Origin of the sequence: Amphritea atlantica (assembly GCA_024397875.1) — a bacterium.
GTDB lineage: Bacteria > Pseudomonadota > Gammaproteobacteria > Pseudomonadales > Balneatricaceae > Amphritea > Amphritea atlantica_B.
In genome coordinates this window covers 2,843,941-2,867,712 of sequence record CP073344.1, presented here as the reverse complement: position 1 = coordinate 2,867,712, position 23,772 = coordinate 2,843,941, and the positions used below count along the sequence as shown (strand labels likewise).

22 protein-coding genes are annotated in these 23,772 nt (G+C 50.2%); 14 read left to right on the top strand and 8 right to left on the bottom strand.

Annotated features, from left to right (window positions below; genetic code table 11):
- Positions 1 to 12: 12 nt before the first annotated feature.
- On the top strand, positions 13 to 555 hold the full coding sequence (locus tag KDX31_13175) for a cupin (GenBank protein ID UTW02306.1): 543 nt from the start codon (positions 13 to 15) through the stop codon (positions 553 to 555).
- Between the two features lie 67 nt (positions 556 to 622).
- Here the strand turns inward: KDX31_13175 and mtnA are convergent, their stop codons facing one another.
- Positions 623 to 1,642 (bottom strand): S-methyl-5-thioribose-1-phosphate isomerase, encoded by a 1,020-nt coding sequence (gene mtnA, locus KDX31_13170; GenBank protein ID UTW02305.1) that lies wholly within the window; start codon positions 1,640 to 1,642, stop codon positions 623 to 625.
- Positions 1,643 to 1,822: 180 nt separating this feature from the next.
- On the opposite strand from mtnA, the gene mtnK reads away from it, so the two are divergent.
- Positions 1,823 to 3,028, top strand: coding sequence for an S-methyl-5-thioribose kinase (mtnK, locus tag KDX31_13165; protein ID UTW02304.1), 1,206 nt, complete (start codon positions 1,823 to 1,825; stop codon positions 3,026 to 3,028).
- A 77-nt stretch (positions 3,029 to 3,105) separates the two neighbouring features.
- Here the strand turns inward: mtnK and KDX31_13160 are convergent, their stop codons facing one another.
- Positions 3,106 to 3,711 (bottom strand): YIP1 family protein, encoded by a 606-nt coding sequence (locus KDX31_13160; GenBank protein UTW02303.1) that lies wholly within the window; start codon positions 3,709 to 3,711, stop codon positions 3,106 to 3,108.
- A gap of 162 nt (positions 3,712 to 3,873) precedes the next feature.
- Between KDX31_13160 and KDX31_13155 the strand changes: the two genes are divergently transcribed.
- Complete coding sequence (locus tag KDX31_13155) at positions 3,874 to 4,566, top strand: aspartate/glutamate racemase family protein (GenBank protein UTW02302.1); 693 nt, start codon at positions 3,874 to 3,876, stop codon at positions 4,564 to 4,566.
- A gap of 27 nt (positions 4,567 to 4,593) precedes the next feature.
- Here KDX31_13155 and KDX31_13150 read toward each other — a convergent pair whose 3' ends face one another.
- Both KDX31_13150 and pbpG read right to left on the bottom strand, forming a co-directional pair.
- Entirely contained in the window at positions 4,594 to 5,592 is a 999-nt protein-coding gene (locus KDX31_13150) for a diguanylate cyclase (GenBank protein UTW02301.1), read from the bottom strand.
- A gap of 87 nt (positions 5,593 to 5,679) precedes the next feature.
- The gene (pbpG, locus tag KDX31_13145) at positions 5,680 to 6,642 is read right to left on the bottom strand and encodes a D-alanyl-D-alanine endopeptidase (protein UTW05392.1); all 963 of its coding nucleotides are present in this window, start codon (positions 6,640 to 6,642) and stop codon (positions 5,680 to 5,682) included.
- A 410-nt stretch (positions 6,643 to 7,052) separates the two neighbouring features.
- Here pbpG and KDX31_13140 point away from each other — a divergent pair, with 410 nt between their 5' ends.
- The 6 genes from KDX31_13140 (at position 7,053) to KDX31_13115 (ending at position 13,041) form a co-directional block, all read left to right on the top strand.
- The gene (locus KDX31_13140) at positions 7,053 to 7,991 is read left to right on the top strand and encodes a nucleoside recognition family protein (GenBank protein UTW02300.1); all 939 of its coding nucleotides are present in this window, start codon (positions 7,053 to 7,055) and stop codon (positions 7,989 to 7,991) included.
- A gap of 98 nt (positions 7,992 to 8,089) precedes the next feature.
- Positions 8,090 to 9,238 (top strand): pyridoxal phosphate-dependent aminotransferase, encoded by a 1,149-nt coding sequence (locus KDX31_13135; protein UTW02299.1) that lies wholly within the window; start codon positions 8,090 to 8,092, stop codon positions 9,236 to 9,238.
- A complete protein-coding gene (locus tag KDX31_13130; GenBank protein ID UTW02298.1) occupies positions 9,226 to 10,005 on the top strand; it encodes an amidohydrolase in 780 nt (259 codons plus the stop codon). Before KDX31_13135 ends, KDX31_13130 begins: the two co-directional genes overlap by 13 nt.
- 202 nt (positions 10,006 to 10,207) lie before the next feature.
- Positions 10,208 to 11,422 carry a multidrug effflux MFS transporter gene (locus KDX31_13125; GenBank protein UTW02297.1) on the top strand — a complete coding sequence of 405 codons (1,215 nt, stop codon included), beginning with the start codon at positions 10,208 to 10,210 and terminating at the stop codon, positions 11,420 to 11,422.
- Between the two features lie 324 nt (positions 11,423 to 11,746).
- Positions 11,747 to 12,268, top strand: coding sequence for a hypothetical protein (locus KDX31_13120; protein ID UTW02296.1), 522 nt, complete (start codon positions 11,747 to 11,749; stop codon positions 12,266 to 12,268).
- 308 nt (positions 12,269 to 12,576) lie between these two features.
- On the top strand, positions 12,577 to 13,041 hold the full coding sequence (locus KDX31_13115) for a MarR family transcriptional regulator (protein ID UTW02295.1): 465 nt from the start codon (positions 12,577 to 12,579) through the stop codon (positions 13,039 to 13,041).
- 125 nt (positions 13,042 to 13,166) lie between these two features.
- Here KDX31_13115 and KDX31_13110 read toward each other — a convergent pair whose 3' ends face one another.
- The 4 genes from KDX31_13110 to KDX31_13095 form a co-directional block, all read right to left on the bottom strand.
- Positions 13,167 to 14,039, bottom strand: a complete 873-nt coding sequence (locus KDX31_13110; protein ID UTW02294.1) for an amidohydrolase — start codon at positions 14,037 to 14,039, stop codon at positions 13,167 to 13,169.
- Positions 14,040 to 14,131: 92 nt separating this feature from the next.
- Positions 14,132 to 15,451, bottom strand: a complete 1,320-nt coding sequence (locus KDX31_13105) for a TRAP transporter large permease (GenBank protein UTW02293.1) — start codon at positions 15,449 to 15,451, stop codon at positions 14,132 to 14,134.
- Positions 15,448 to 15,948, bottom strand: a complete 501-nt coding sequence (locus KDX31_13100; GenBank protein ID UTW02292.1) for a TRAP transporter small permease — start codon at positions 15,946 to 15,948, stop codon at positions 15,448 to 15,450. The genes KDX31_13105 and KDX31_13100 overlap by 4 nt, the downstream gene beginning before the upstream one ends.
- Before the next feature lie 11 nt (positions 15,949 to 15,959).
- A complete protein-coding gene (locus tag KDX31_13095; protein UTW02291.1) occupies positions 15,960 to 17,000 on the bottom strand; it encodes a TRAP transporter substrate-binding protein in 1,041 nt (346 codons plus the stop codon).
- 274 nt (positions 17,001 to 17,274) lie between these two features.
- On the opposite strand from KDX31_13095, the gene KDX31_13090 reads away from it, so the two are divergent.
- The 5 genes from KDX31_13090 to KDX31_13070 all read left to right on the top strand — a co-directional run bounded on the left by KDX31_13090 (position 17,275) and on the right by KDX31_13070 (position 23,641).
- Positions 17,275 to 18,036, top strand: coding sequence for a crotonase/enoyl-CoA hydratase family protein (locus KDX31_13090; GenBank protein ID UTW02290.1), 762 nt, complete (start codon positions 17,275 to 17,277; stop codon positions 18,034 to 18,036).
- 119 nt (positions 18,037 to 18,155) lie between these two features.
- The gene (locus KDX31_13085; GenBank protein UTW02289.1) at positions 18,156 to 18,923 is read left to right on the top strand and encodes a 3-hydroxyacyl-CoA dehydrogenase; all 768 of its coding nucleotides are present in this window, start codon (positions 18,156 to 18,158) and stop codon (positions 18,921 to 18,923) included.
- A gap of 9 nt (positions 18,924 to 18,932) precedes the next feature.
- The gene (locus tag KDX31_13080) at positions 18,933 to 20,708 is read left to right on the top strand and encodes an acyl-CoA dehydrogenase (protein ID UTW02288.1); all 1,776 of its coding nucleotides are present in this window, start codon (positions 18,933 to 18,935) and stop codon (positions 20,706 to 20,708) included.
- Between the two features lie 53 nt (positions 20,709 to 20,761).
- Positions 20,762 to 22,618, top strand: coding sequence for a feruloyl-CoA synthase (locus KDX31_13075; GenBank protein ID UTW02287.1), 1,857 nt, complete (start codon positions 20,762 to 20,764; stop codon positions 22,616 to 22,618).
- Positions 22,619 to 22,882: 264 nt separating this feature from the next.
- Positions 22,883 to 23,641, top strand: coding sequence for a helix-turn-helix transcriptional regulator (locus tag KDX31_13070; protein UTW02286.1), 759 nt, complete (start codon positions 22,883 to 22,885; stop codon positions 23,639 to 23,641).
- The last annotated feature ends 131 nt before the right edge of the window (positions 23,642 to 23,772 follow it).

Below are 23,772 nucleotides of genomic sequence, written 5' to 3'. Positions count from 1 at the left end.
GAGGACAGAGCAGTGAGTGAATTAACAATATATCCTGAAGACAACGTCCAGCCGGTTTTCTCAAGCAGAGACAGCGCTGAAATCAGCGCCCAGCTGGCCGCGATTGGTGTTCAGTTTGAGCGCTGGTCGGCAACGCAGACCATTGATGCCAATAGCAGTGCTGAAGAGATTCTGACGGCTTATGCGGCCGAAATTCAGCGTCTGAAGGATGAGCAGGGTTATATTACGGTTGATACGATCAGTCTGGCCAGCGACAATCCGGCTAAGGATGAGCTGCGCCAGAAATTTCTCAGCGAGCATACCCACAGTGAAGATGAAGTGCGTTTCTTTGTCCGTGGTGAGGGGATGTTCTACCTGCATGTCGCCGATAAAGTTTATCAGGTACATTGCTGCAAAGATGATCTTATCTCTGTGCCAGCCAACACCACTCACTGGTTTGATATGGGGCCGGAACCTGACTTTACCGCAATCCGTTTGTTTAATAATCCGGAAGGCTGGGTCGCCAGCTATACCGGCAGCCCGATTGCGGAGCAGTTTCCTAAGTTTGAGGGGTGAGCCTTAGTCATCTACCTCGTACAGAAGCCCCTTCCCGGGGCTAAGCTGCAGATATCAGTAATCATATTCAGAGATTCTTTAACACCCCGGCGGCTATCTGTTCCGGGGTGTAAACGCCGGTATCCAGAATCCAGCCACTGACCAGTTCTGCAGGGGTGACATCAAATGCCGGGTTATAGACCGGGGTATTATCCGGTGCCCAGTTAATCTCACCAAAGCTGCCACTCACCCCCTGAACCTCAGCCGGGCTGCGCTGCTCTATCGGTATCGCTTTACCATCAGGGCATTCAGGGTCAACCGTGGTGTATGGAGCAACCACATAGAAAGGTACGTTGTGATGATGGGCGATCACTGCCAGTGAGTAGGTGCCCACTTTATTGGCGAAATCGCCGTTTGCGGCGATTCGGTCAGAACCGACCAGCACCACATCGACTTTGCCCTGAGCCATCAGAGTGGCAGCCATGTTATCGCAGATCAGCGTGTGTGGAATATTCAGGCGCGCCATTTCCCAGGCTGTCAGGCGGCCCCCCTGAAGCAGTGGGCGGGTTTCATCCACCCAGACATGCAGTTGTTTACCCTGTTGTTTGACAGCGCCGATAACCCCGATAGCGGTACCGGCGCCAGCTGTTGCCAGACTGCCGGTGTTGCAATGGGTCAGAATGTTTGCGCCATCTGTGATCAGTTCAGCACCGAATGCCGCCATGCGCTTACACAGCTCCACATCCTCTTCAAACAGTTGCTCGGCACAGCGGCTGAGTGCCAGCGGGCCTACGCTCTCCAGAGTCGCCAGCATACGATCGATGCAGTTCATCAGGTTTACCGCAGTGGGACGCGCTGCCCGCAACCGCTCAGCCTGAGTACGCAATTCATCCGCCGTCAGACCCTGTTCCGCCAGATGCGCCAGCAGCAGGCTGGCACCAATGCCGATCAGAGGAGCGCCGCGAATCTGTAGCTTTTTAATCATGGCAATCATCGCATCGCTGCTGTCGCAGGGCAGCCACTGCTCCTGGTGAGGCAACTGATGCTGGTCCAGCACGTAAAGAGCCCCTTGTTGATACTTAATACTGGTCGCGAACAGGTCTTTCATGGAGGCTCCATCAGGAAGGTTTTCAGGTCGCCTAAGTTATCAGGAACTACCCGGCCAGAAAAGGGGTAGGCAGAGCGGGACTGATTTGCCACAATGCAGTAAAACCTGTCAGAAAAAATGGACACGCTGCAGTGCTCTTTTTGATGGCACTCTTTACTCCTTTGGGAACAGACAATAACAATGAGCTTTAGAAAATTTTCCTCGGATGCTGATGTCATCGCATTTGCCCGTCAGCACAGCGATCTGTTTACTGCCGATGAGGCTTTGAAAGTAGAGGAGATCGGTGATGGCAATATTAACTTTGTGTACCGGGTTAGCGGTGCCTCGGCCAGTCTGATTATCAAGCAGGCACTGCCTTATGTGCGGATTATTGGTGAGGGCTGGCCGCTGTCTCAGGACCGGGTGCGGATCGAGGCTGAGGCGCTGCAACTGGAGGCGAAATACTGTCCTGATCTGGTTCCCCGTGTGTATAGCTATGATGCTGAACAGTGCGCCATTGTGATGGAAGATATCGGTGCATTCGCTAATCTGCGGGTTGTAATGGTACAGCGTCAGAAGTTGCCGTTACTGGCTGAGCATCTGGGCCGGTTTCTTGCGGATACCCTGTTTTATACGTCGGATCTTTATCTCGATACGTATGAGAAGAAGTCCCTGGTTAAGGGGTTTATCAATCCGGATCTGTGTAAAATTTCCGAAGAGCTGTTTTTCTGGGATCCCTATTGTGATCATGAGCGCAACAGCATCAATGAGCTTATCCGTGCCGATGCGGAACAGCTGTGGCAGGATACCGCGTTAAAACTGGAAGTGGCGCGTCTTAAGGCGAAGTTCCTCAACCAGGCTGAGGCGCTGTTGCACGGTGATCTTCATTCCGGATCCGTTTTTGCCAATGAAAGCGGCACTAAAATTATCGATCCGGAGTTCGCCTATGTGGGTCCGGCAGGCTTCGATATCGGCTCGATTATCGGTAATTATCTGTTGAATGTTGCCGGACAGGCGAATCAGGCGGGTGATCATGCTGAGCGTAGCGATTATCAGCAGTGGTTGCTTGCGGGAATTTGTACCCTCTGGAATACCTTTGAACAGGGTTTCCGGCAGCATATGCAGACGGAAACCCGTGATCCAAGTCTGCAGCTGGAAGAATATGCAGACTGGTATCTGTGTGAGTTGCTGCAAGACAGCCTGGGGTATGCCGGCACTGAGATTATCCGCCGTACCATTGGTCTGGCCCATGTTATGGATCTGGAATCGATTGAGGATGCTGAGCGTCGGGCGGACTCTGAAAGGCTGGCTCTGAAACTGGGGCAGGTATTGATTAAACATCGTGCCACTATTAATAGCATCGATCAGGTCATCGATATGTTACGGCAACAGTTACACTGTCGTTGAGCGTTTGCCCGTTATACTAAAAGCAAAAGCCTGTTCTGACGCTCAGACAGGCTTTTATGCTTTAAACAGTGACCACATCAGGGCAGGTAGATCAGCGGCGTCATGGTACTCCAGAGAAACACGGTTGCCGAGCGGAGTGCAACCAGTATCACCACGCCAACCGTGAGAATGGAAATACAGAACAGAAATCCTCTTTCTTCAGGTATCTTCATGATGATCGGCACACCGGTAAACAAAAGGTATGTACTGTAGATCAGTGCCACCATTCCGATGGCGACACAGAACCACAGCATCGGATATAAACCGGCAAACCCTGAAAGTAACAGGGGCGTGGCGGTATACAGGGTCAGATTCATACAGCGCTCCAGCGATGCATGTCCGCCATAGGTTTTTTCCATCCAGTGAATGCTGAATCCCATAGTGCCCAGTGCGAAACAGATAGCCAGATAGAACGCTATGGATGAGTTAAGGGCGCTGATTACACTCAGCTTTACGGCATCGCCGCCAGGCGTAAGGCTCCAGCCAACCTGAGTCGTCCCGATAAACAGTGACACCGGGGGAATCAGCGCCAGCACGGCCAGAAGAAACAGCACCTCGGTGGTGCCTTTCAGTTTTTCATCCCGAAGGTGCTGCATTGCCAGGCCGGGGTGATAGAAAATTTCAGACATCGACTTTATCGTCATGATAATCACCTGCTCAGGTTGATGGTACTTGAGAGCTGTTACGCATACCCATTAAGGGTAGATCAATATATCGACAATCTGTACTGCTCTGTCCTACTAAAACTGTATCTGGTTAATCGCTTACAGCCTTATATGCTCAATAAACACAAAGGGAGATAGCGCATGAAAACGATTGGCTTGTTAGGCGGGATGAGCTGGGAATCAACTATCAGTTATTACCAGGCAATTAATACAGGTATCAAAGATCAGCTGGGTGGGCTGCACTCCGCTAAAATTGCTCTGTTCAGTGTCGACTTTGCGGAGATTGAAGCACTGCAGAGTCAGGGGGACTGGCAGCAGGCCGGCGCTATTCTCGCTCAAGCTGCACAGGCTGTGGAAGCGGCGGGGGCCGGTTTTTTTCTTATCGGTACCAATACGATGCATAAGGTTGCGGAGCAGATTGAAGCGGCGGTATCGATTCCGCTACTGCATATCGCGGATGCGACTGCAGAACAACTGAAGATCGATAGCATCGAAACCGTCGGCTTGCTGGGGACACGCTTTACCATGGAGCAGGATTTCTATAAGGGGCGCCTGAAGGATCATCATGGTATTCAGGTGATGGTGCCGGATGGAAGTGCTCAGAGTGTTGTACATCGTATTATTTATGACGAACTCTGTCAGGGGATCATCAGTGACAACTCCAGAGAGCAGTATCTGCAGATTATTGATGAGCTGTCAGCCCAGGGGGCTGAGGCGGTGATTCTGGGATGCACTGAGATCGCTTTGCTGGTGAGTCAGTCGGATACTTCAGTGCCTTTGTATGATACGACCTCAATCCATGCGGCGGCAGCAGTAAAAACAGCACTGAGCTGATCTGTTGTATGGCATAACGGGGGAAACTCAGTTCCTCTCCGGAGCCACCAAATGACAGTGTTGGCGCATCAGTTCGGTGATCTCATTATTGAGATGTTCATATGATGTCTGCCCGTTCACTGACTGACTATCGATGGTTACCGTGCAGTTTCTGCCACTTTCCTTGGCTGCGTACATGGCGATATCTGCGCGTTTGACAGAGCCTTTGATATCGCAGTGACGACACAGCTGAGTGACACCGAAAGAGGCTGTTACACCGAGGCGGTTGCCATGATGGCTGAGCGGGGATTCCGCTAGTTTTGTACGGATGCGGTCGACGACAGAGCCTGCCTGCTGTAATTGCATATCCGGGAAGATAAACAGAAACTCTTCACCGCCATAACGTGAAACGGTGTCGTGGCGTCGAATGGCATCGTTAAATATTTTTGCCGTGTGACTCAGGAGCAGGTCGCCTACGTCATGCCCCCAGAGATCATTCACCTCTTTAAAGTGATCGATATCGGCCATGGCAATACAGCAGTGGTAATCATCGGCCCGTTGCATCCGGCTGAATTCATTGGCCAGCACCGAGTCTACGGAACGACGGTTCATCAGTCGTGTCGTCGGATCAAACTGCTGTTTATTGAATACCGAAAATTCAAACAGCATCATCACCATATCGAAGAACTCTTTCTGCTGCCGCATAAAGCGTTCAAAATCATCAATATTGATTTCACGATGCTGGTTCAGCTGATTGATAACGGTACGGGCGGAGTCATGCAACTGCTTGTGATACTGCTCTATTTTCAGAAAAGAGCCCTGTTGAAACAGCTCATCCGCTAAGATTTTCGTCAGCCAGCGGCCAAAGCAACAGTGGAGATGGGCATCCACGGCAATAAACTGGCTTTCTACTATTGGCTGCCGGGTAACCAGTGCCGTGGTGATCGTTTGCATCCAGTAGCGATGCGCTTCCAGCGACTGTTTGATATCGGTCGCCAGCTGTTCGAAATCATCATGGTGTAAGCTTTCAAGTTGATTTTCGATCACGTATTCAGCCTCTGATCCGCTCGTTTCGTATGCTGTTGCCCAATACTAAAGGAGCCTGACCATCTGCGCGGTTCACCCGCTCAAAGACTAATGCAATGCCAGCTGTTCAGGCATAAGCTGTTGCAGCACCTGACGCTGATAATGCCTGGCAGAACTACTGATTTTTCCGCTTTTTCCCGTGGTAAGCCAGCGTTTAATTCGCCCGGCATCGCCAACGGGGGTGCGTTTTCCGTATGAATTCAGCATCACCATCACTGTTTCCCGGCCATCAATGCGGGTCATCATTACCAGACAGCGACCGGCTTCATTCAGATAGCCGGTTTTTGTTAACCCGATCTGCCAGCTTTTCCGGTGGACCAGTACATTGGTATTGCCGTAACGAAGTGTATAGCGTGGACTGCCAAAGCGGGCAGTGTAGCTTCTGGTTTTACTGTATTCGGATATCTTCGGATAGGTGGCGGCGGCACGTACCATAATGGCAAGATCGGCGGCGGTTGATACATTCGCTTCTGAAAGTCCGGTCGCATCGACAAAGTGGGTATCAGTCATGCCCAGCTGTCGGGCTTTTCGATTCATCGCTTTAACGAACGCTTTGACCCCGCCGGGGTAGGTGTGTGCCAATGCTGAGGCAGCCATATTTGCAGAGGACATCAGGGCGATGCGGATAACATCTTTACGGGGAAGTTCAGAGCCGATCCGGATACGGGTATAGTAATTATGATTGGCGCGTTTCTGGGCCTCAGTGAAGCGTATCTTTTCAGACAAGGGCAGCCCCGCATCCAGAGTCACCATAGCGGTCATCAACTTGGTTATTGATGCGATCGGCATAACCATATCGGCATATTTTGTATACAGTGGGGCACCGGTCTTGCTATCGACAACCGCGGCACTGACTGAAGCCAGTTCGATCTTGCTCTGATCCAGGCTGAGTAGTCGTTTAGTGGCAGTGGTGATGGCTGCGCTTTGAGTATGTGTCTTATCTGACTGAGCTGCAGCAGGCAGGGATAAAAATATCAGACTGACCGACAGACATAAGAGGGAGTCAAGGATCCTCCTGCACTGACCTGTTCTGTTGGCTATTCCAATATATTGGACTGATGATCTCTTTGCTGTAGTTTTCTTCAAAACAGGTCCGTATTCTATTATTGTATTTTTATTATTGTATTTTTATTGTTGTACTTCTTGTTAATGTACTTATGGTCGTCATGGCACTGTGTCTGGCTTTAAATCCCTGTCAGCAGAACTCTTTAGCTACGCTAATTTATCATAATCGGCCGTTTTAATCGTTTGTTGAGCTGCTCATTTTATGTTTTTATGGCAGGCTTTTATATTTTCATGACTGACATCAACCGCCCTGGGCTGTTTGGATAACGAATCCCGCCATAGAGCGACGCGTCAAAATCAAGTTCCAATTCCCCAAATTGGCTGTTTCAAAATCTGAATGGAAACCGTGAAGCACTATGGAGCAGATAATTACACTGATACTCGATTCGGGCCGAACGGCTGTGGATATGGTGTTGTATGTATTGCTGCCAGTGATGGTGGTGATGCTGGCTCTGATGAAACTGTTGGAGAGTAAGGGAGTTCTGGGCTGGATCTCAAACAGACTGTCACCCCTGGTTAAACTGTTCGGGGTACCGGGGGTTGGCATCTTTGCGATGCTGCAGATTCTGTTTGTCAGTTTTAACGCGCCGGTTGCCACTCTGGCGATTATGGATCGTGATGGCACTGCCCGGCGGGCAATCGCAGCAACCCTGGCGGTGGTGCTGACGATGTCGCAAGCGAATGTTGTTTTTCCTATGGCGGTGGTCGGGCTGGATGTGCCGGTTATTATGATCACCTCGCTGGTTGGAGGCCTTATTGCGGCGGCAGCAACCTACTATCTGTTTGCCCGCGACCCGGCTCTGGATGATGATTACAGCCATGTTGAACATCTGGCTCCCGAGCTGCATGAACAGAAAAACGTGATTCAGATTCTGTCAGATGGTGGCCAGGAGGGGGTGAAAATTGTCATCGCCTCAATACCATTGCTGATTCTGGCTCTCTGCTTTGTTAATGTGCTGAAAGTGACCGGCTCGATGGAGCTACTTACCACTCTGCTTGCCCCGGTACTGGCACTGGTGGACCTGCCTGAATCGACTGTCTTGCCGATAGTGACAAAGTTTATTGCCGGTGGTACGGCTATGATGGGGGTAACCATTGACCTGATTAATCAGGGGGTGATGACGGCGACCGACCTGAACAGAATTGCGGGTTTTATAATCCACCCGTTTGATGTGGCCGGGGTCGCGATTCTGATGGCTGCGGGTAAGCGGGTTTCATCCATTGCGCGGGCCGCAGTGTTTGGTGCTATCGTCGGGATTCTGGTGCGAGGCGTACTGCATCTGCTGATATTCTGATCAGGGGGCGGGTTCAGCTTGACCCTTAGCCAGAGCAGACTTAGAGTTGGTCTATATAGCTGTATTTTACGGCGCGCTTGTAAAGGAACATCACATTCATGCAATACCCACCGACCAAACTACCAAAAGTTGGTACGACTATTTTTACTGAGATGTCGCAGCTTGCAGCAAAGCATGGGGCTATTAATTTGTCTCAGGGCTTTCCCGATTTTGACGGTCCGCTGGCGTTGCTGGACAGAGTAACCTACTACCTGGAAAACGGCTTCAATCAGTATGCCCCTATGGCGGGTGTGCCAGCGCTGCGCAATGCGATCGCACTCAAAGTGGAAAAGCTCTATGGCTGTACCGTTAACCCGGAAACCGAGGTGACGGTTACATCCGGCGCCACTGAGGCTTTGTTTGCTGCAATTGGTGCTGTGGTCTGTCCTGGGGATGAGGTGATCGTCTTTGATCCGGCGTATGACTGTTACGAACCGGCCATTGAGCTGAACGGTGGGCGGGCAGTGCATCTGGCTCTGCAGGCCCCTGGTTTTACAATTGACTGGCCACAGGTTAAGGCGGCCATCAACTCCAGAACCCGCATGATTATTCTGAACAGCCCCCATAACCCAACCGGTTCTGTATTGTCATCAGCGGACCTTGATCAGTTGGAGGCGCTGGTGAAAGACAGCGGAGTTCTGCTGCTCAGCGATGAGGTTTACGAACATATCTGCTTCAATGGTCCGCACCAGAGCCTGTTGCGCAGACCAGCGCTGGCTGAACGGGCGTTCGTTGTATCATCCTTCGGTAAAACCTATCACACCACCGGCTGGAAGGTTGGCTACTGTATCGCCCCGGCGCCACTCATGACTGAATTCCGTAAACTGCATCAGTATCTGACATTTTGTACGGTCCATCCGATTCAGCTGGCACTGGCCGATTTTATTAATGATTTTCCCGAGCATTATCTGGAGCTGCCGGATTTCTACCAGCAGAAGCGGGACCTGTTCTGTCAGCTGATGCAGCCCGGCAGGTTTCGTTTTACTCCGGCAGATGGTACCTATTTTCAGTTGATGGACTACTCCGAGATTCAGCCGGATATGGATGACCTGACCTTTGCCCGATGGCTCACCACGGAGATTGGTGTGGCCGCGATTCCGATCTCTGTTTTTTACCAGTCACCGCCGGAACAACGGTTGGTGCGTTTCTGTTTTGCTAAAGGTGATGACACCCTGAGGGAGGCGGCTGAGAAACTATGCAAGATCTGACCATAACCCTGATTCAGCCAGATATGCAGTGGCAGAATCCGGCTGAAAACCGTGCGATGTACGAACAGCTGATGGATCAGCATGCTGCCGATACGGATCTGGTGTTGTTGCCGGAGATGTTTTCCACCGGTTTTACCATGGATAGCCGGACTGCTGCTGAACCGATGGGGGGCGAGACCTGTCAGTGGCTTCAGCAGCAGGCATTACAGCGCAACATTGCCATTGCCGGCAGTCTCGCCATCGAGGCGGGTAATGGTTATGTGAACCGAATGATTTTTACCTTTCCGGATGGCTCGCAGAGTCTCTATGACAAGCGTCACCTGTTCCGCATGGCCGGTGAACATGAACGTTATCAGCCCGGAGAAAAACGGGTGATCGTTGATTATAAAGGCTGGAAAATCCTGCTACAGGTCTGCTATGACCTGCGTTTTCCGGTGTTCTCGCGTAACTGCAATGATTATGACCTTGCGCTTTATGTGGCAAACTGGCCATCACCTCGCCGACAGCCCTGGCGTAAGCTGCTGCAGGCCCGTGCGATAGAAAACCTCTGTTATGTCGCCGGGGTGAATAGAGTGGGAACCGATGCCAATGGCCATGAATACAGCGGCGATAGCATGCTGGTGGATTTTAAGGGCGATCTGCTGATTGATCATGCCCCCGGAATGCCTTTCTGTGAAAGCTTCAGGCTGTCTGCCGCAGAGTTGGACGAGTTTAAACAGAAGTTTCCTGCCTGGATGGATGCTGATAGCTTTACCATTCAGGATTAAGACCCGTTACGGTAAGCAGCCAGGATGGGCTGTTTTACCTGATTCAGTTATACAAAAGCCTGAGACAGCGTGTTGTGAACCGCTGATAAATTCCAGACATTGTTGTGTTTCTGCGAACCGCAAATCACGCCGTCGTGTATTACAGAGTGCCTGAAAACAGCCCTGCACCTGCCGGCAAATATTTTGATTAAGGAAATTACGCTTGTACGACCAGAAGGATAAGGTTATCCCGTTTGCCGAGTTTGTTGCCCTGATTGCGATGATGATTTCACTGGCCGCGCTGTCGATCGATGCGATGTTGCCGGCACTGGGGATTATTGGCAGTGAACTGAATGTAGTCGATCCGAATGATAACCAGTTGGTTATTGTCACATTTTTTGTCGGGATGGCTGTCGGACAATTTCTCTACGGACCATTATCGGACTCATTTGGCCGCAAGTCTGTCATTCTGCTTGGATTATTCATCTTTGCCGCCGGTACTCTGCTATCGGTGATGGCTGATACCTATCAGCAGATGTTGTGGGGACGGGTGCTGCAGGGCTTCGGCCTGGCGGGTCCGCGGGTGGTATCCGTGGCGCTGGTGCGGGACCTTTACTCAGGACGTGCAATGGCGCGGGTGATGTCGTTCGTGATGACCGTGTTTATTCTGGTACCGATGATGGCGCCGGCACTGGGGCAACTGGTGTTGAATTACTCTGGCTGGCGAATGATATTTATGGGCTTGTTGTTCGTCGGGATCCTGCTGAGTATCTGGTTGATTATACGATTACCGGAAACCCTGACGGATGCGAATCGTCGATCGTTTGCCCCAGACGTGTTATGGCTGGGTTTTAAAGAGGTTGTGTGCAATAGGATCGCGATGGGATTTACCCTGGTCACGGGGTTGGTGTTTGGGGCTTTTCTCGGTTACCTGAACCTGTCACAACCGGTACTTCAGGAGCAATATACACTGGGAGCTCAGTTCCCGCTGTATTTTGGTTGCCTGGCTGGCGCTATCGGTCTGGCTTCACTGACGAATGCCCGTCTGGTGGGACGCTATGGTATGTGGCGGCTGATTATTATCTCACTGATCAGTATTGTCCTGGTGACACTGATTTACTCACCACTGGTGCTGGCGTACGCGGGACACCCGCCGCTGTTGTCACTGGTGACCTATCTTTTTCTGGTGTTTTTTGCTGTGGGATTGCTGTTTGGTAACCTGAACTCGATGGCGATGGAGCCGCTGGGGCATCTGGCGGGAATTGGCGCGGGGCTGGTCAGTGCTTTGTCGACGCTGTTGAGTATTGTTTTCAGCCTGATGATCGGTCAGCTCTACAATCAGACTATCTACCCGTTAGTGGGCGGTTTTCTGGTGTTGATGAGTATTGCGTTACTGATCTGCTACTGCTTACATCGCTATGCTGGCGTGGGTCACTAGGGCTTTATATCAGAGCGTCCGTTGTCGATGCGCTGTAACGATTGCAATAGGAGTATTCGGGTAAAAACTGAAGTTTGTTGTTTCGGGGTTGTTTCAACTTACTGGAAGGCAGTGGGATGACCTGAATGATAAATAGATCAGAACCTGTATTCAGTTAAAGCCCGTCAGTTTGACGGGCTTTTTCGTTTCTGCAACAGGTGAACTTATAGAACCCGGGAGATCAGCTGCCCTGTTTTTGGCAGCGCAGAGGGCCGAATCCGGAGCGCGATGGTTGAACTATACTTGTTATATTCATAACGGCCTGTCAGGCCGGGAGGTATGAAAATGAGACGTTTAACTTTTCTGATGCCGGATCTGGCTCATGCTGAACGTGTGGTGGAGGAGTTACGGCAACTGGGTATCGCCGAGGACGTGATGCACCTTATCGCCGAGGACCATGCATTATTGCAGAAAGCTCATCTGCATGAAGCAACCGAGATGGAAACTTCAGAGGTGGAGAATGACTTCAACTGGGGCATAGTTGCCGGTGGGGTACTGGGGCTGGTAGCCGGTATGGTTGCCTACGGCTCGAAGATTTCCAGCTTTGAGTTTGGCACTATGTCCCTGTTAGTCATCACAATTATCTGCGCTTTTTGGGGTGGCGTGATTGGTAAAGCAATTGGCGAGAGCACACCAAACTCTCATCTTGAAAAATACCGGCATGCCATCGAAGCGGGACAGATTCTGATGATAGTTGATGTGGCTGTCGGGTTGCTGCCAGAGGTGCATAAGCGGGTGAGGACTCACTGCCCTAAAGCACTGATCGAGAGCAGCCATGTTTTTCACGATCATCCGCTTGCGGCGTAAAGGATTTCATCAACAGGCGCTATGGATAGACCCGTTTGCATGGGCGGATGAGAAAACACGGGGCGGGTGACGCAGGCACGTGGTCATTCAAAATCAGATATAGGCTAAGGCCTGATTACTGTGTAATGCCATATAAGTCTTCAGACTGAAGAGGGTAATAAGCAGGATCAGGCTGCTGCCTTTTCAGGGCTGCAGTGGGCTTTGTGTCTTATTTTATAGTCTTTTCTTAAATAGCCAGCAGGTGTTATTGAGGATAATAATCCTATATAATTTCTGCACTTAAAATTGTTAATAAAGCAAATAATTTCATGGCTAATCAAAATTCATCGGAAGATATCGATTACGGGATTCTGGATACGCTTGTTGGGTATAAACTCAGAAGGGCTCAGGTAAACCTGTTTAACCATTTTTCCGAGCACTGCTCCAGGTTTGGGATTACCCCGGGATTGTTTGGTGTGTTATCGATCGTTGAGCGTAATCCGGGTTTAACTCAGACTGCCATCGCGAATGCACTGGGGAATGACCGTTCAGCAATGGTAAGTGTTGTTGATCGCCTTGAAGCTATGAACGTTGTTGAACGAAAACCCTCGACATCGGATCGACGCTCACACGCGCTGTTTTTGACTAAGCACGGTGAGGCTTTTTATGCCGAGTTGGTTGAAGAGGTGCTCAAGCATGAAGCAAACTTCACTAGTTTGCTCAACGAGGGGGAGAAGGCGTTAATTATCGATATACTTGATCGATTTGCCGCTCATGCCCCGTCTAAAGCCTGATAACACTGCAGCTATTTTTTTCTAAAGAGAGCGTCTTAAAAAGCCCTGATGAAATTTTGCTATCAGGGCTTTTTATCCAGGAATTCAATAAATCCTTTCAATAAGAGTCAGTGTGGTGTCTCAGGTTACAGTCCGAGTAACTTAACGGCATTTTCCTTGAGAATCTTGGGTTTTACTTCATCCTTAATGCCGATCGTATCGAAGTCTTTCAGCCAGCGGTCCGGCGTGATAACCGGCCAGTCTGAACCAAACAGCATCTTATCTTTGAGGATGGAGTTTGCGTATTGAATCAGAATCTTTGGAAAATACTTGGGTGACCAGCCTGACATATCGATATACACATTCGGTTTATGGGTGGCAACGGAAAGTGCTTCTTCCTGCCACGGAAACGATGGGTGTGCCATCACAATGGGCATATCCGGGAAATCAGCTGCCACATCATCGAGGTACATAGGGTTGGAGTATTTTAGTCGCATATTCATGCCGCCCCGGGTGCCTGCACCAACGCCGGTCTGCCCCGTGTGGAACAGAGCGATAGCCCCCTCTTCGGCGATCGCTTCATAGAGCACATAAGCTGACCGGTCGTTAGGGTAAAAGCCCTGCATCGTAGGATGAAACTTGAAGCCGCGCACACCAAAATCGCGTACCAGACGACGGGCTTCCCGGGCACCTAAGCGTCCCTTGGCCGGATCAATCGAGGCAAAAGGGATGATAATATCGCTGTTGTCAGCGGCCAGCTGTGCCACCTCTTCATTAGCATAGCGGCGAAACCCTGTTTCGCGTTCCGCATCCACAGGAAACAGTACACAGGCAATTTTTCGGTCTCGGTAGTAGGCTGCCGTTTCCTCTATTGTCGGTAACATATTGTGGCCGGCAGGGTTCTTAAAATATTTGGCAAAGTCCTGCTGAAATTCATAATAACCATCATCCCGCGCACAGGTACAAGGCTCTTCAGCATGTGTGTGGAAATCAATTGCGATGATCTCATCGATATTCATAGTGTCACCCTGTCTCTTTTAAAATGGTTACCAGATGCATTGAGTGCAGTTGATAGAGTCTGACTGCACCTGGTTGTGTATCTTTCGTCCGCTCAACTTAGCAGGTGTACCAGAGCCAGAGTTATTGGCGGGAACAGAACCAGCAGAATAACCCGGGAAAAGTCGGACAAAATGAATGGTACAACGCCTCTGAAACTCTCTTTAAGCGAGAGTGACTTATCAAAGGAGTTGATGATAAATACGTTCATACCCACCGGTGGCGTGATCAGTCCCACTTCGACAACTACCAGAGCAAGAATTCCAAACCAGATGCCAGTATCTTCAACAGACATACCGAAGTCCATAGCAACAATAATTGGGAAGTAGATCGGGATGGTCAGCAGAATCATCGCCAGGCTGTCCATAAAGCAACCGAGTATAAAGTAGCTTAGCAGCATCAGGGCCAGAATCAGAAAAGGCGACATCTCGGCCTCTAACAGCAGTTCTGCGCCTAAGTTTGGCAGATTGGTCAGTGCGATAAATACACTGAAAAGATCGGCACCCAGAATGATCATGAAGATCATGGCGCTGGAGACCGCTGTTCTGATGATACTGTCTTTAAACTGCCCGAAGGTTAATTTGCCGTGGGTCAGTGCCAGTATTCCGGTGAGAATGACACCGACCGCTGCCGCTTCAGTTGGGGTAAAGAAACCGAGATAGATACCGCCCAGTACGATCAGAAAGATCAGGGTGATATGCCAGACATCCCGGGTGGATCTGAACTTTTGTCTCCAGGTGGTTTGCTCACCCTTGGGGCCGGATTTAGGAAAGATCCGTACATAGATCGCAATGGCCAGGATATAACCGCCAGCCGCGAGGATTCCGGGGACAAAAGCAGCGATAAACATCTTGGATATATTTTGCTCGGTCAGTACGGCAAAGATGATCAACACCATGGAGGGGGGAATCAGGATACCCAGTGTGCCGCCCGCAGCAAGACAGCCGGCAGCCAGTCCCCCCGCATAGTTATTTTTCTTCATCTCCGGCAGGGCAACCTGACCCATAGTGGAGGCTGTTGCCAGGGATGATCCGCAGATCGCGCCAAATGCTGCGCAACCGGATACCGCGGCCATAGCCAGCCCGCCTTTAAACTGACCGACCCAGGTGTTACAGGTGCGGAACAGTTCGGTGGTTATGCCTGCCCGGGTCGCCAGCTCACCCATCAGTAGAAAGAGAGGCACGACTGACAGATCATAAGTGGAAAACTTCGAGTAGGGTACTGTACTCAGATAGTTAAGCGTGGTGGGAAAACCCGCCAGAAGGGTGTAACCCAGAGCGCCGCAGCCCAGCATAGCAATTGCAATCGGTATTCTGATAGACATCAGAACCAGCAGCAGCGCCAGCATAGAAAGGGCCAGTTCGATATTGCTCATGATCTTAGGTACTCCCTGAAGCCCAGTAGGGTATCAATGAAACAGCAGAGGGTGAGAAGTGCCAGACAAAAAACGGCAGGTATATAGGCGACCCATACCTGGAGCTCAAGAATCATTGATTGCTCCATATACTCATGATAATCCAGTCCCCCAAGATACATCTGCCAGGTTAGCGTCGCAGCAATAATAGTGAAAATCAGATTACCCATAGAGTCGAGAAAATAGATCTTTCGCTTGGCCAGATTAATGGTAAAGAAATCGACAATCACATGCCCTTTTTTAATCTGACACTCTGTGAGAAACAGGAAGATAGAAATAGCCAGCCCCATCTCTACCAGTTCATAATCACCCTCAACGGTGATGCCAAACAGGCTTCTTCCGATAATACTGACGACGGTCATCAGGGCGAGAAGAATCATAATGAAACCTCCCATCAGCGCCAGCTGACGGGAGATAAACTCGATTCCTCTCTTAGTCTGAGTAAGAAGAGTATACATAGCGGGGCCTTTTACTTGTTGGCCGTTTGATACTTGGCGATAAGCGCGTTGGCTTCGTCCAGCAGTTTCTGTGAATCATAGCCGTCAGCTTTCATATCTTTCAGCCAGTCTTCAGTGACAAAGGATAGTTTGGATTTCCAGATATCCACTTCAGATGCCGGCAGTTGATAGATCTCGTTACCCTGCTCAACGGCCGCCTGTCGGCCAACCGCCTCATACTCATCGAACAGCGCGCCGATATGACCGGCCAGTTCAATACCTGAGTTATTATCGATTACCTGTTTAAGGTCTGCAGGCAGCGAATCGTAGGCTTTTTTATTCATACTGAAGATGAATGTATTGGCGTAGAGACCTGGCACTTCAGTGTGGTGTTTTACAAGCTGATGGATCTTCAGTGGCTTAACCACTTCATAGGGCAGTACCGCTACGTCCAGTACACCTTTTGATAGCGCGCTGGGCATCTGGGGTACCGGCATAAAGACCGGATTAGAGCCCAGTTTTGCAAACGCATCAGCCATGGTCTTATTCGGCGCCCGAAGCTTCATTCCCTCCATATCTGCAGCGTTGTGAATTGCTTTATCCCGGGAGTGCAACGAACCCGGTGCATGGACGTGCATTGCCAGCAGATGAACATCCTTCAACTCGTCAGTCATTTCTGTTTCAGCAAATGCCTGCATCGCCATACTCATCGGCTTGGCATCGGTGGCAATGAAGGGCAGTTCAAAGACGGTTGATTTTGGAAAACGACCCGGAGTGTAGCCGGTAACAGTCCAGGAGATATCGACGATCCCTTTGCGCACCTGATCGAAGAGTGCCGGAGGCTTACCGCCCAGTTGCATCGCCGGATACAGATCAATTTTGATTCGACCATTTGATTCAGCCATCACCTTGTCAGCCCAGGGCTGGAGGAACTTAGAGTGCGCCATGGAAGGGGGCGGCAGGAAATGGTGCAGCTTGAAGGTATATTCAGCTTCGGCAGAGATAGCACTACCTGAGCCAAGTATCAGCGCACATGCGGCGAATGATTGCTTGAGGATGGATTTAATGCCCATTTTCAGATCCTTTAGATTCTTTATTGTTTTAGGATGCCAGAGTACTGGTATTTGTATTTATACATAAACTGTTTAGTTTCGCAACAATTGTTTGTATAAGATAATTGCCTCGCATATAGGAATTTGCGGAAGACTTGGGGGGCATGATTAAAAAGCTAATAATTTGCAGATAATATTGTTGATTAATACAACAATATTTCGTATAAACATAGATGTCGTTTTTAGAGCTGGGAATAAAACCGGCAGTTATCGCTTTGTGCAACAGAGGTGTCGAATGGCCGAGTACCGTTATATTCAATTTTCTGTAGAAGCCGACATTGGTCATCTGCAACTCAACCGTCCTGAAAAAAAGAATGCGATCAATGATGCGCTGCTCCTTGAGATAGAGGATGTGTTTATCAATATGCCTGAGGAAGTCTCGGTGGTGCTCTTTTCCGGTAATGGTCCGGAATTTTGTTCCGGGCTTGATCTGTCCGAACATGTTGCCCGTGATCCTTACGGCGTGGTGCAGCATTCGCGGATGTGGCACCGGGTGTTTGGCCGTATTGCTAATTCTTCCATTCCTGTTGTGGCGGCATTGCATGGTGCGGTGATTGGTGGTGGTCTGGAGCTTGCCTCCAGTGCTCATGTGCGGGTCGCCGATGAAACGACTTACTTCCGTCTGCCAGAAGGGCGTCACGGTATTTTTGTCGGTGGTGGTGCTTCCGTGCGGGTCGGCAGGATTCTGGGCGCAAGCCGGATGATGGATATGATGCTGACAGGTCGCACCTATAATGCGGTTGATGGTGAGCGACTGGGTCTGGCCCACTACTGTGTTGAAAAGGGCACTGCCTTGGAAAAAGCCACTGAGCTGGCGAAGTCCGTTGCGCAGAATTCAAGACTGTCGAACTTTGCCATGGTCTCTGGTTTGTCCCGTATCGAGAGTATGTCGATGGATGACGGCTTGTTTACTGAGTCGCTGCTGGCGGGGATGACTCAGACCAGCCCTGAAGTACAGGAGCGTATTGGCCAGTTCCTCAACAGGAAAAAGAAGTAAGCGGATTATTGGCCGACTCAAAGCAAGGTGCACTTATCGCTTTGATGCAATAAAACCGGACGTTTTAACAAGAACATAATCAGTCGTTGCTGAATAAAAGAATAATTGAGGACGCTCAGATGGATATCAATCAAAAGGTCTTTATCGTTACCGGTGCCAGTTCGGGTCTTGGCGAAGCGGTAGCTCGCCGTCTGGCTGATCAGGGTGCATCGGTTGTACTGGCGGATATTAATGAGGAACGGGGTTCTGCGGTGGCTGCATCCCTTGCCGAAAAAGCGGTTTTCTGTACAACCGATATCACCGATGAGCAATCAGCACAGCACTGTATTGATACTGCCGTCAGTCATTTTGGCAAGCTCGACGGTCTGGTTAACTGTGCCGGAATTCCCGGAGCTGAGCGGGTGCTGGGGCGAAATGGCGTTCACCGTCTGGAAACATTCAGCCGGGCGCTGCAGGTAAACCTGCTGGGCACCTTTAATATGATCCGCCTGGCGGCGAGTGTGATGAGTGAGCAGGAACCGCAATCAACCGGTGAGCGTGGGGTAATTATTAATACCGCTTCGGTTGCTGCATTTGATGGTCAGATAGGGCAGGCAGCCTATGCTGCGTCAAAAGGCGGAATGTGTGCCATGACTCTGCCGTTGGCGCGTGAGCTGGCGCATTTTGGTATTCGTGTGATGACGATCGCTCCGGGCATTTTCAAAACACCGATGATGGATGTTCTGCCGGAAGAGGTTCAGGCTTCTCTGGGTGCAGCGGTGCCCTTTCCACCCCGTCTGGGCGAGCCGTCAGAGTATGCCCAGCTGGTGCAGCAGATCATTGAGAATTGTATGCTCAATGGCGAAGTGATCCGGCTGGATGGTGCTATCCGGATGGCTGCGAAGTAGGTAACGACCATGGCTGATTATTCCGCACCTCTGAAAGATATGAACTTCTTGTTAAACCATGTGGCAGACAGTCGCGGGTTTGATCAGATTGAGCATTTTGCAGATTACGATCCCGCACTGCTATCGGCGGTTCTCGAGGAAGCCTCAAAGTTTGCCGGGCAGGTGCTCTCGCCCCTGAATCAATCCGGCGATATTGAGGGATGCCACTTTAATGACGGAGTGGTTACGACGCCGGAAGGCTGGATCGATGCCTACCGGCAGTTCTGTGACAATGGCTGGCTGGGGCTGGCACTGCCGGAAGCGTATGGAGGACAGTCTCTGCCGCGTTTTATCGCCGCAGCAGTACATGAGATGTGGTTGAGCGCTAACCTGAGTTTTGTCATGTTTCAGGCGCTGACTCAGGGCGCAGCGGAGATTCTGCTGACTGCCAGAGATGAGCGTCTGCAGCAGCGCTATCTTGAAAAACTGGTCACCGGTGAGTGGGCGACCTGTATGTCGCTGACAGAACCGGGAGCCGGCTCTGATCTGGGTAACACCCGCACCCGTGCGATACCTCAGGAGGATGGTACCTACCTGATCAGCGGTCAGAAGATCTACATCACCTACGGTGAACATGACCTGGCTGAGAATATTGTCCATCTGGTACTGGCTAAAACGCCGGACTCTCCACCGGGAGCGAAGGGTGTCTCGCTGTTCATCGTACCGAAATATAAAGTGGATGAATCCGGCCAGTGCGGCGCACTGAACGATGTACGTTGTGTATCGATCGAACATAAAACCGGCTTGCATGGCAGTCCCACCTGCAACATCAGTTACGGTGATGACGGAGGCGCCATCGGAGAGCTGGTTGGCGAGGAGAACCGTGGCCTCGAGTATATGTTCATTCTGATGAACGAAGCCCGTCTGAGTACCGGACAGCAGGGGGTGGCTATCGGTGAAATGGGCTATCAGCGTGCCCTCGAATATAGCCTGGAGCGAACTCAGGGGCGAGATGCGCTGACCGGAGAAACGAATGTCCTGATTGCGCGTCACCCGGATGTAAAGCGTATGCTGATGGGGCTGCGGGCGCAGACTACCGCATTGCGGGCATTGAGTTATCAGATCGCGTCTCGCCTGGATCTGGCGGAGCTGGCGTCTGAAGATCGTGCAGCACATCTGCGTTTTGTTGCACTGATGACGCCGGTTTTCAAAGCCTTCTCAACTGAGAGTGGCAACCTGATGGCCGGTACGACGATCCAGATATTTGGCGGGATGGGGTTTGTGGAAGAGACCGGTGTCGCGCAGTTGATGCGGGATATACGGGTAACCACTATCTATGAAGGGACCACCGGGATTCAGGCAAATGACCTGGTGTTTCGTAAAATTCAGGGCGATCAGGGTGAAGCACTGAAAGAGCTGGTGGTCGAGATCGAAGCCGATTTTGCCAAATACATAGCGCTGGATATTGCCGGCGGTGAAAAAGAGATGCTGGCACAGATGCTCGGTGTGTTGAGTGAGTGTGCCGATTACATTCTGCAGCAGGGCAAAGCGGGGCGGGAATCTCTGCTGTGCGGTGCGGTGAATTTCCTTGAACTGATGGGGGTCGCCTGCTGTAGCTGGATGATGATGCGGATAGCCGTGGCGGCTCATGAACAGAAAGCGCAGAGCTCAGATACGGTATATCTGAATAACCTGATCGCGTTAAGCCGGTTCTATTTTGCGCATTTTACGCCAAAAGTGTTGGCGTTACATAAGACCGTGATCACCGCTGACGCTGGCATCCGGGACTACCTGATAGAAGATTGAGTCAGCAGTCTTTACTGACTGAAACAGAATAAAAATTGATAGCGAGAATAATAATGAACGCAGAAATTCTTCCTGTAAATGTAGTTACCTACGACATTAGCGTCGAAAAGCGGGACGATGGTTCTATGCTGGTCCGGTCTGCTGTCCAGTTGCCAGCCTACGCAACCAAAATGACCGATAAGCTGGAGCACTGGGCCGCCACAACTCCTGACAGAGTGATGGTGGCGCAGCGAACAGAAGATAAGCATCACTGGGAAACGGTGACTTACGCCGAGGCTCTGATTAAAGTAAAGCATCTGTCCCAGTATCTTCTGAACCAGAACCTGTCAGCTGAGCGTCCTGTTGTTATCCTGTCGGGTAACAGTATTTCTCACCTGTTGGTGGGTCTGGCGTCTATGTATGTGGGTATCCCGTTTTCGCCGATATCCACGGCATACTCATTGATCTCGACCGATTTTGGTAAGCTGCGTTACATTACCGAAAAGCTGACACCCGGACTGGTCTTTGTTGAAAACCTGGGACCGTTCCGGGACGCTATTGATGCGGTCATGCCATCTGATTGCAGTGTGCTGGCCTGCGAGGCTGATCATGGTGCCGATGATTTTGGTTTTGACCTGAGCCTTTGGGGCGACGCTGTTGCTACACCGGTAACCGATGATGTTGCTCAGGCGAACGCGGCTGTGAATGGCGATACGATCGCCAAGTTTCTGTTCACTTCCGGCTCAACAGGGATGCCGAAAGGGGTTATCAATACCCAGCGGATGATCTGTGCTAATCAGGAGATGATTGCCAGTTACCTTCAGTTTGTTCAAGAGCAGCCGCCGGTATTGTGCGACTGGCTTCCCTGGAACCATACTTTCGGGGGCAATAAAAATACCGGTCTGGTGATCTATAACGGCGGTTCTCTGTATATCGATGGCGGTAAACCGGTACCTAAAGGCATTGCCGAAACAGTGGCTAACCTGCGGGAAGTTGCCCCCACAATCTATTTCAACGTGCCTAAAGGGTATGAACTGCTGGTTAAAGAGTTGAAGCAGAATCAGGATATGGCTGAGGTATTCTTCTCTAATCTGCAGGTGCTGTTTTATGCCGGTGCGGGTCTGGCTCAGCATGTCTGGGATGATCTGGCCGAACTTTCAATCCGATATACCGGTAAGAAAGTGCCGATACTGACGGGGCTGGGTGCTACAGAGACGGCCCCGTCAGCTCTGTTTACCTCCATTGAAGAGGCCGCTTCCGGTGTTGTGGGAGTGCCGATTCCCGGTGTTGAACTGAAACTGATTCCTAATCAGGGCAAACTCGAAGTGCGCGTTAAAGGTGTCACTGTCATGCCTGGGTACTGGCGCGATGAGGAGCAAACCGCGAAAGCCTATGATGAAGAGGGCTACTACTGTCTTGGCGATGCGCTGAAGTTTATTGATGAGCAAAAGCCATCCCGCGGATTTCTTTTCGATGGCCGCGTGTCTGAAGACTTTAAGCTGGATACCGGTACCTGGGTGAGCGTTGGCACACTCAAGGCGCACATGATTCATGAGTTTGCACCCTATATTCAGGATGTGGTTATTGTCGGTCGTGACCGTGGCTTCATCAGTGCGCTGGTGTTCCCCGATGTTGAACACTGCCGTCACCTGATCGATAGTGAGGAGGGTGCCCTGAATCTGGAGCAGATCGTTAATCATGCAGCGGTTCGTAAGGTATTCAGCGATCATCTTGCCAGTATGGCAGAGAAAAGCACCGGAAGTTCTACATGCATCAAGAGTCTGGTGCTGCAAAGCCGACCCGCTGATATGGATGCCCACGAGATGACCGATAAGGGATCGCTCAACTCCAATGCCGTGATCGGTAATCGTGCTGATATTGTTGAAGATATATATAGCGCAGAGCCTTCAGCTCAGGTGATTACGCTTTAAAGCATTTAATAGAAATACTATATAGATATATTTTTTCAGTAAAACAGTTTTGAGTTGCTTTTTTGACTCTCCTCAGTGCCCCTTTTAAAGGGGCTTTTTTTATTCTTTAATCCGGTGTCTTTTTTTTAGATGGATCGATGCGGTTTTCTTATGACTTGATTTGTTAGTTGTCATGTTAGCATTTAAGGCGATCTGTGATGTTTTTTTAAGAATAATTATTGGTCGTATATAAATATAAAAATAAATACCTTGCGTGAGAATATTATGAAAGATAATTTCGATCTAAGGATGAAGGGTGTTGACAGGGATATTGTTTTTAATAAATCGACAGAGATTATTCATTCATTGTCAGGCAAGACTGATGAGATCGTTGTGCATATGTTGCCTGATCATCAGGACAGGGTTATCCGCATCAATGTTCATCAGCGAATCTTTGTAAACTACTTTATATTTGATAGTTGCTATGCAGATCAGCCAGAGCCGACGCTGCGTGTAGAGAAAGCAGCGGACAATATAATCAGTCTTGAATCGCGTCCTCTCAAAGCACTGATTCTTCATCTGCTCGAGCTCAAAGAGCAAGTTACACCAGAGCTGCAGCGCCACTACATCAATATTATTTTTCATTATATTGACCTGGAAGTTGGATCTGATAAACCGGTTGCAGAAGGTGGCAGCAGTAAGCAGCTGACGATGGAAAAACTACGGGACTACATTGACCGGAATATAAAGTGCAATCTGTCAGTGAAGAGTCTGACTGATGTCTGTCATATGAGTGAGCGATCGCTTTATTATCTGTTTCGGGAGAGCGAATCAACGACGCCGCTTTCCTATATTCAGCAGCGTAAAATTGCCTGTGTCCACAGCGAGATCAAAGGGGGGAGCCAGGGACGGAGTATCACCCAGATTGCGATGGATTATGGCTTCACCAATCTTGGACGTTTTTCTCAGCTGTATCGTAAACAGGTGGGTGAATTGCCATCAGTGACCCGTTCCAGGTCGGCTGATCAGGCGTTAAGAGCATAATCTGAGGGTATTTTTAAGCTTTAAATTCTAGATATCCGGTGTGGCTGGATAGCCTGTCTGGGATAGATTTTTCTGGTTTAGATCTGCCTGTATCAGTTGATACGCTAAAGCTTAATATCTGTAATTAAAGA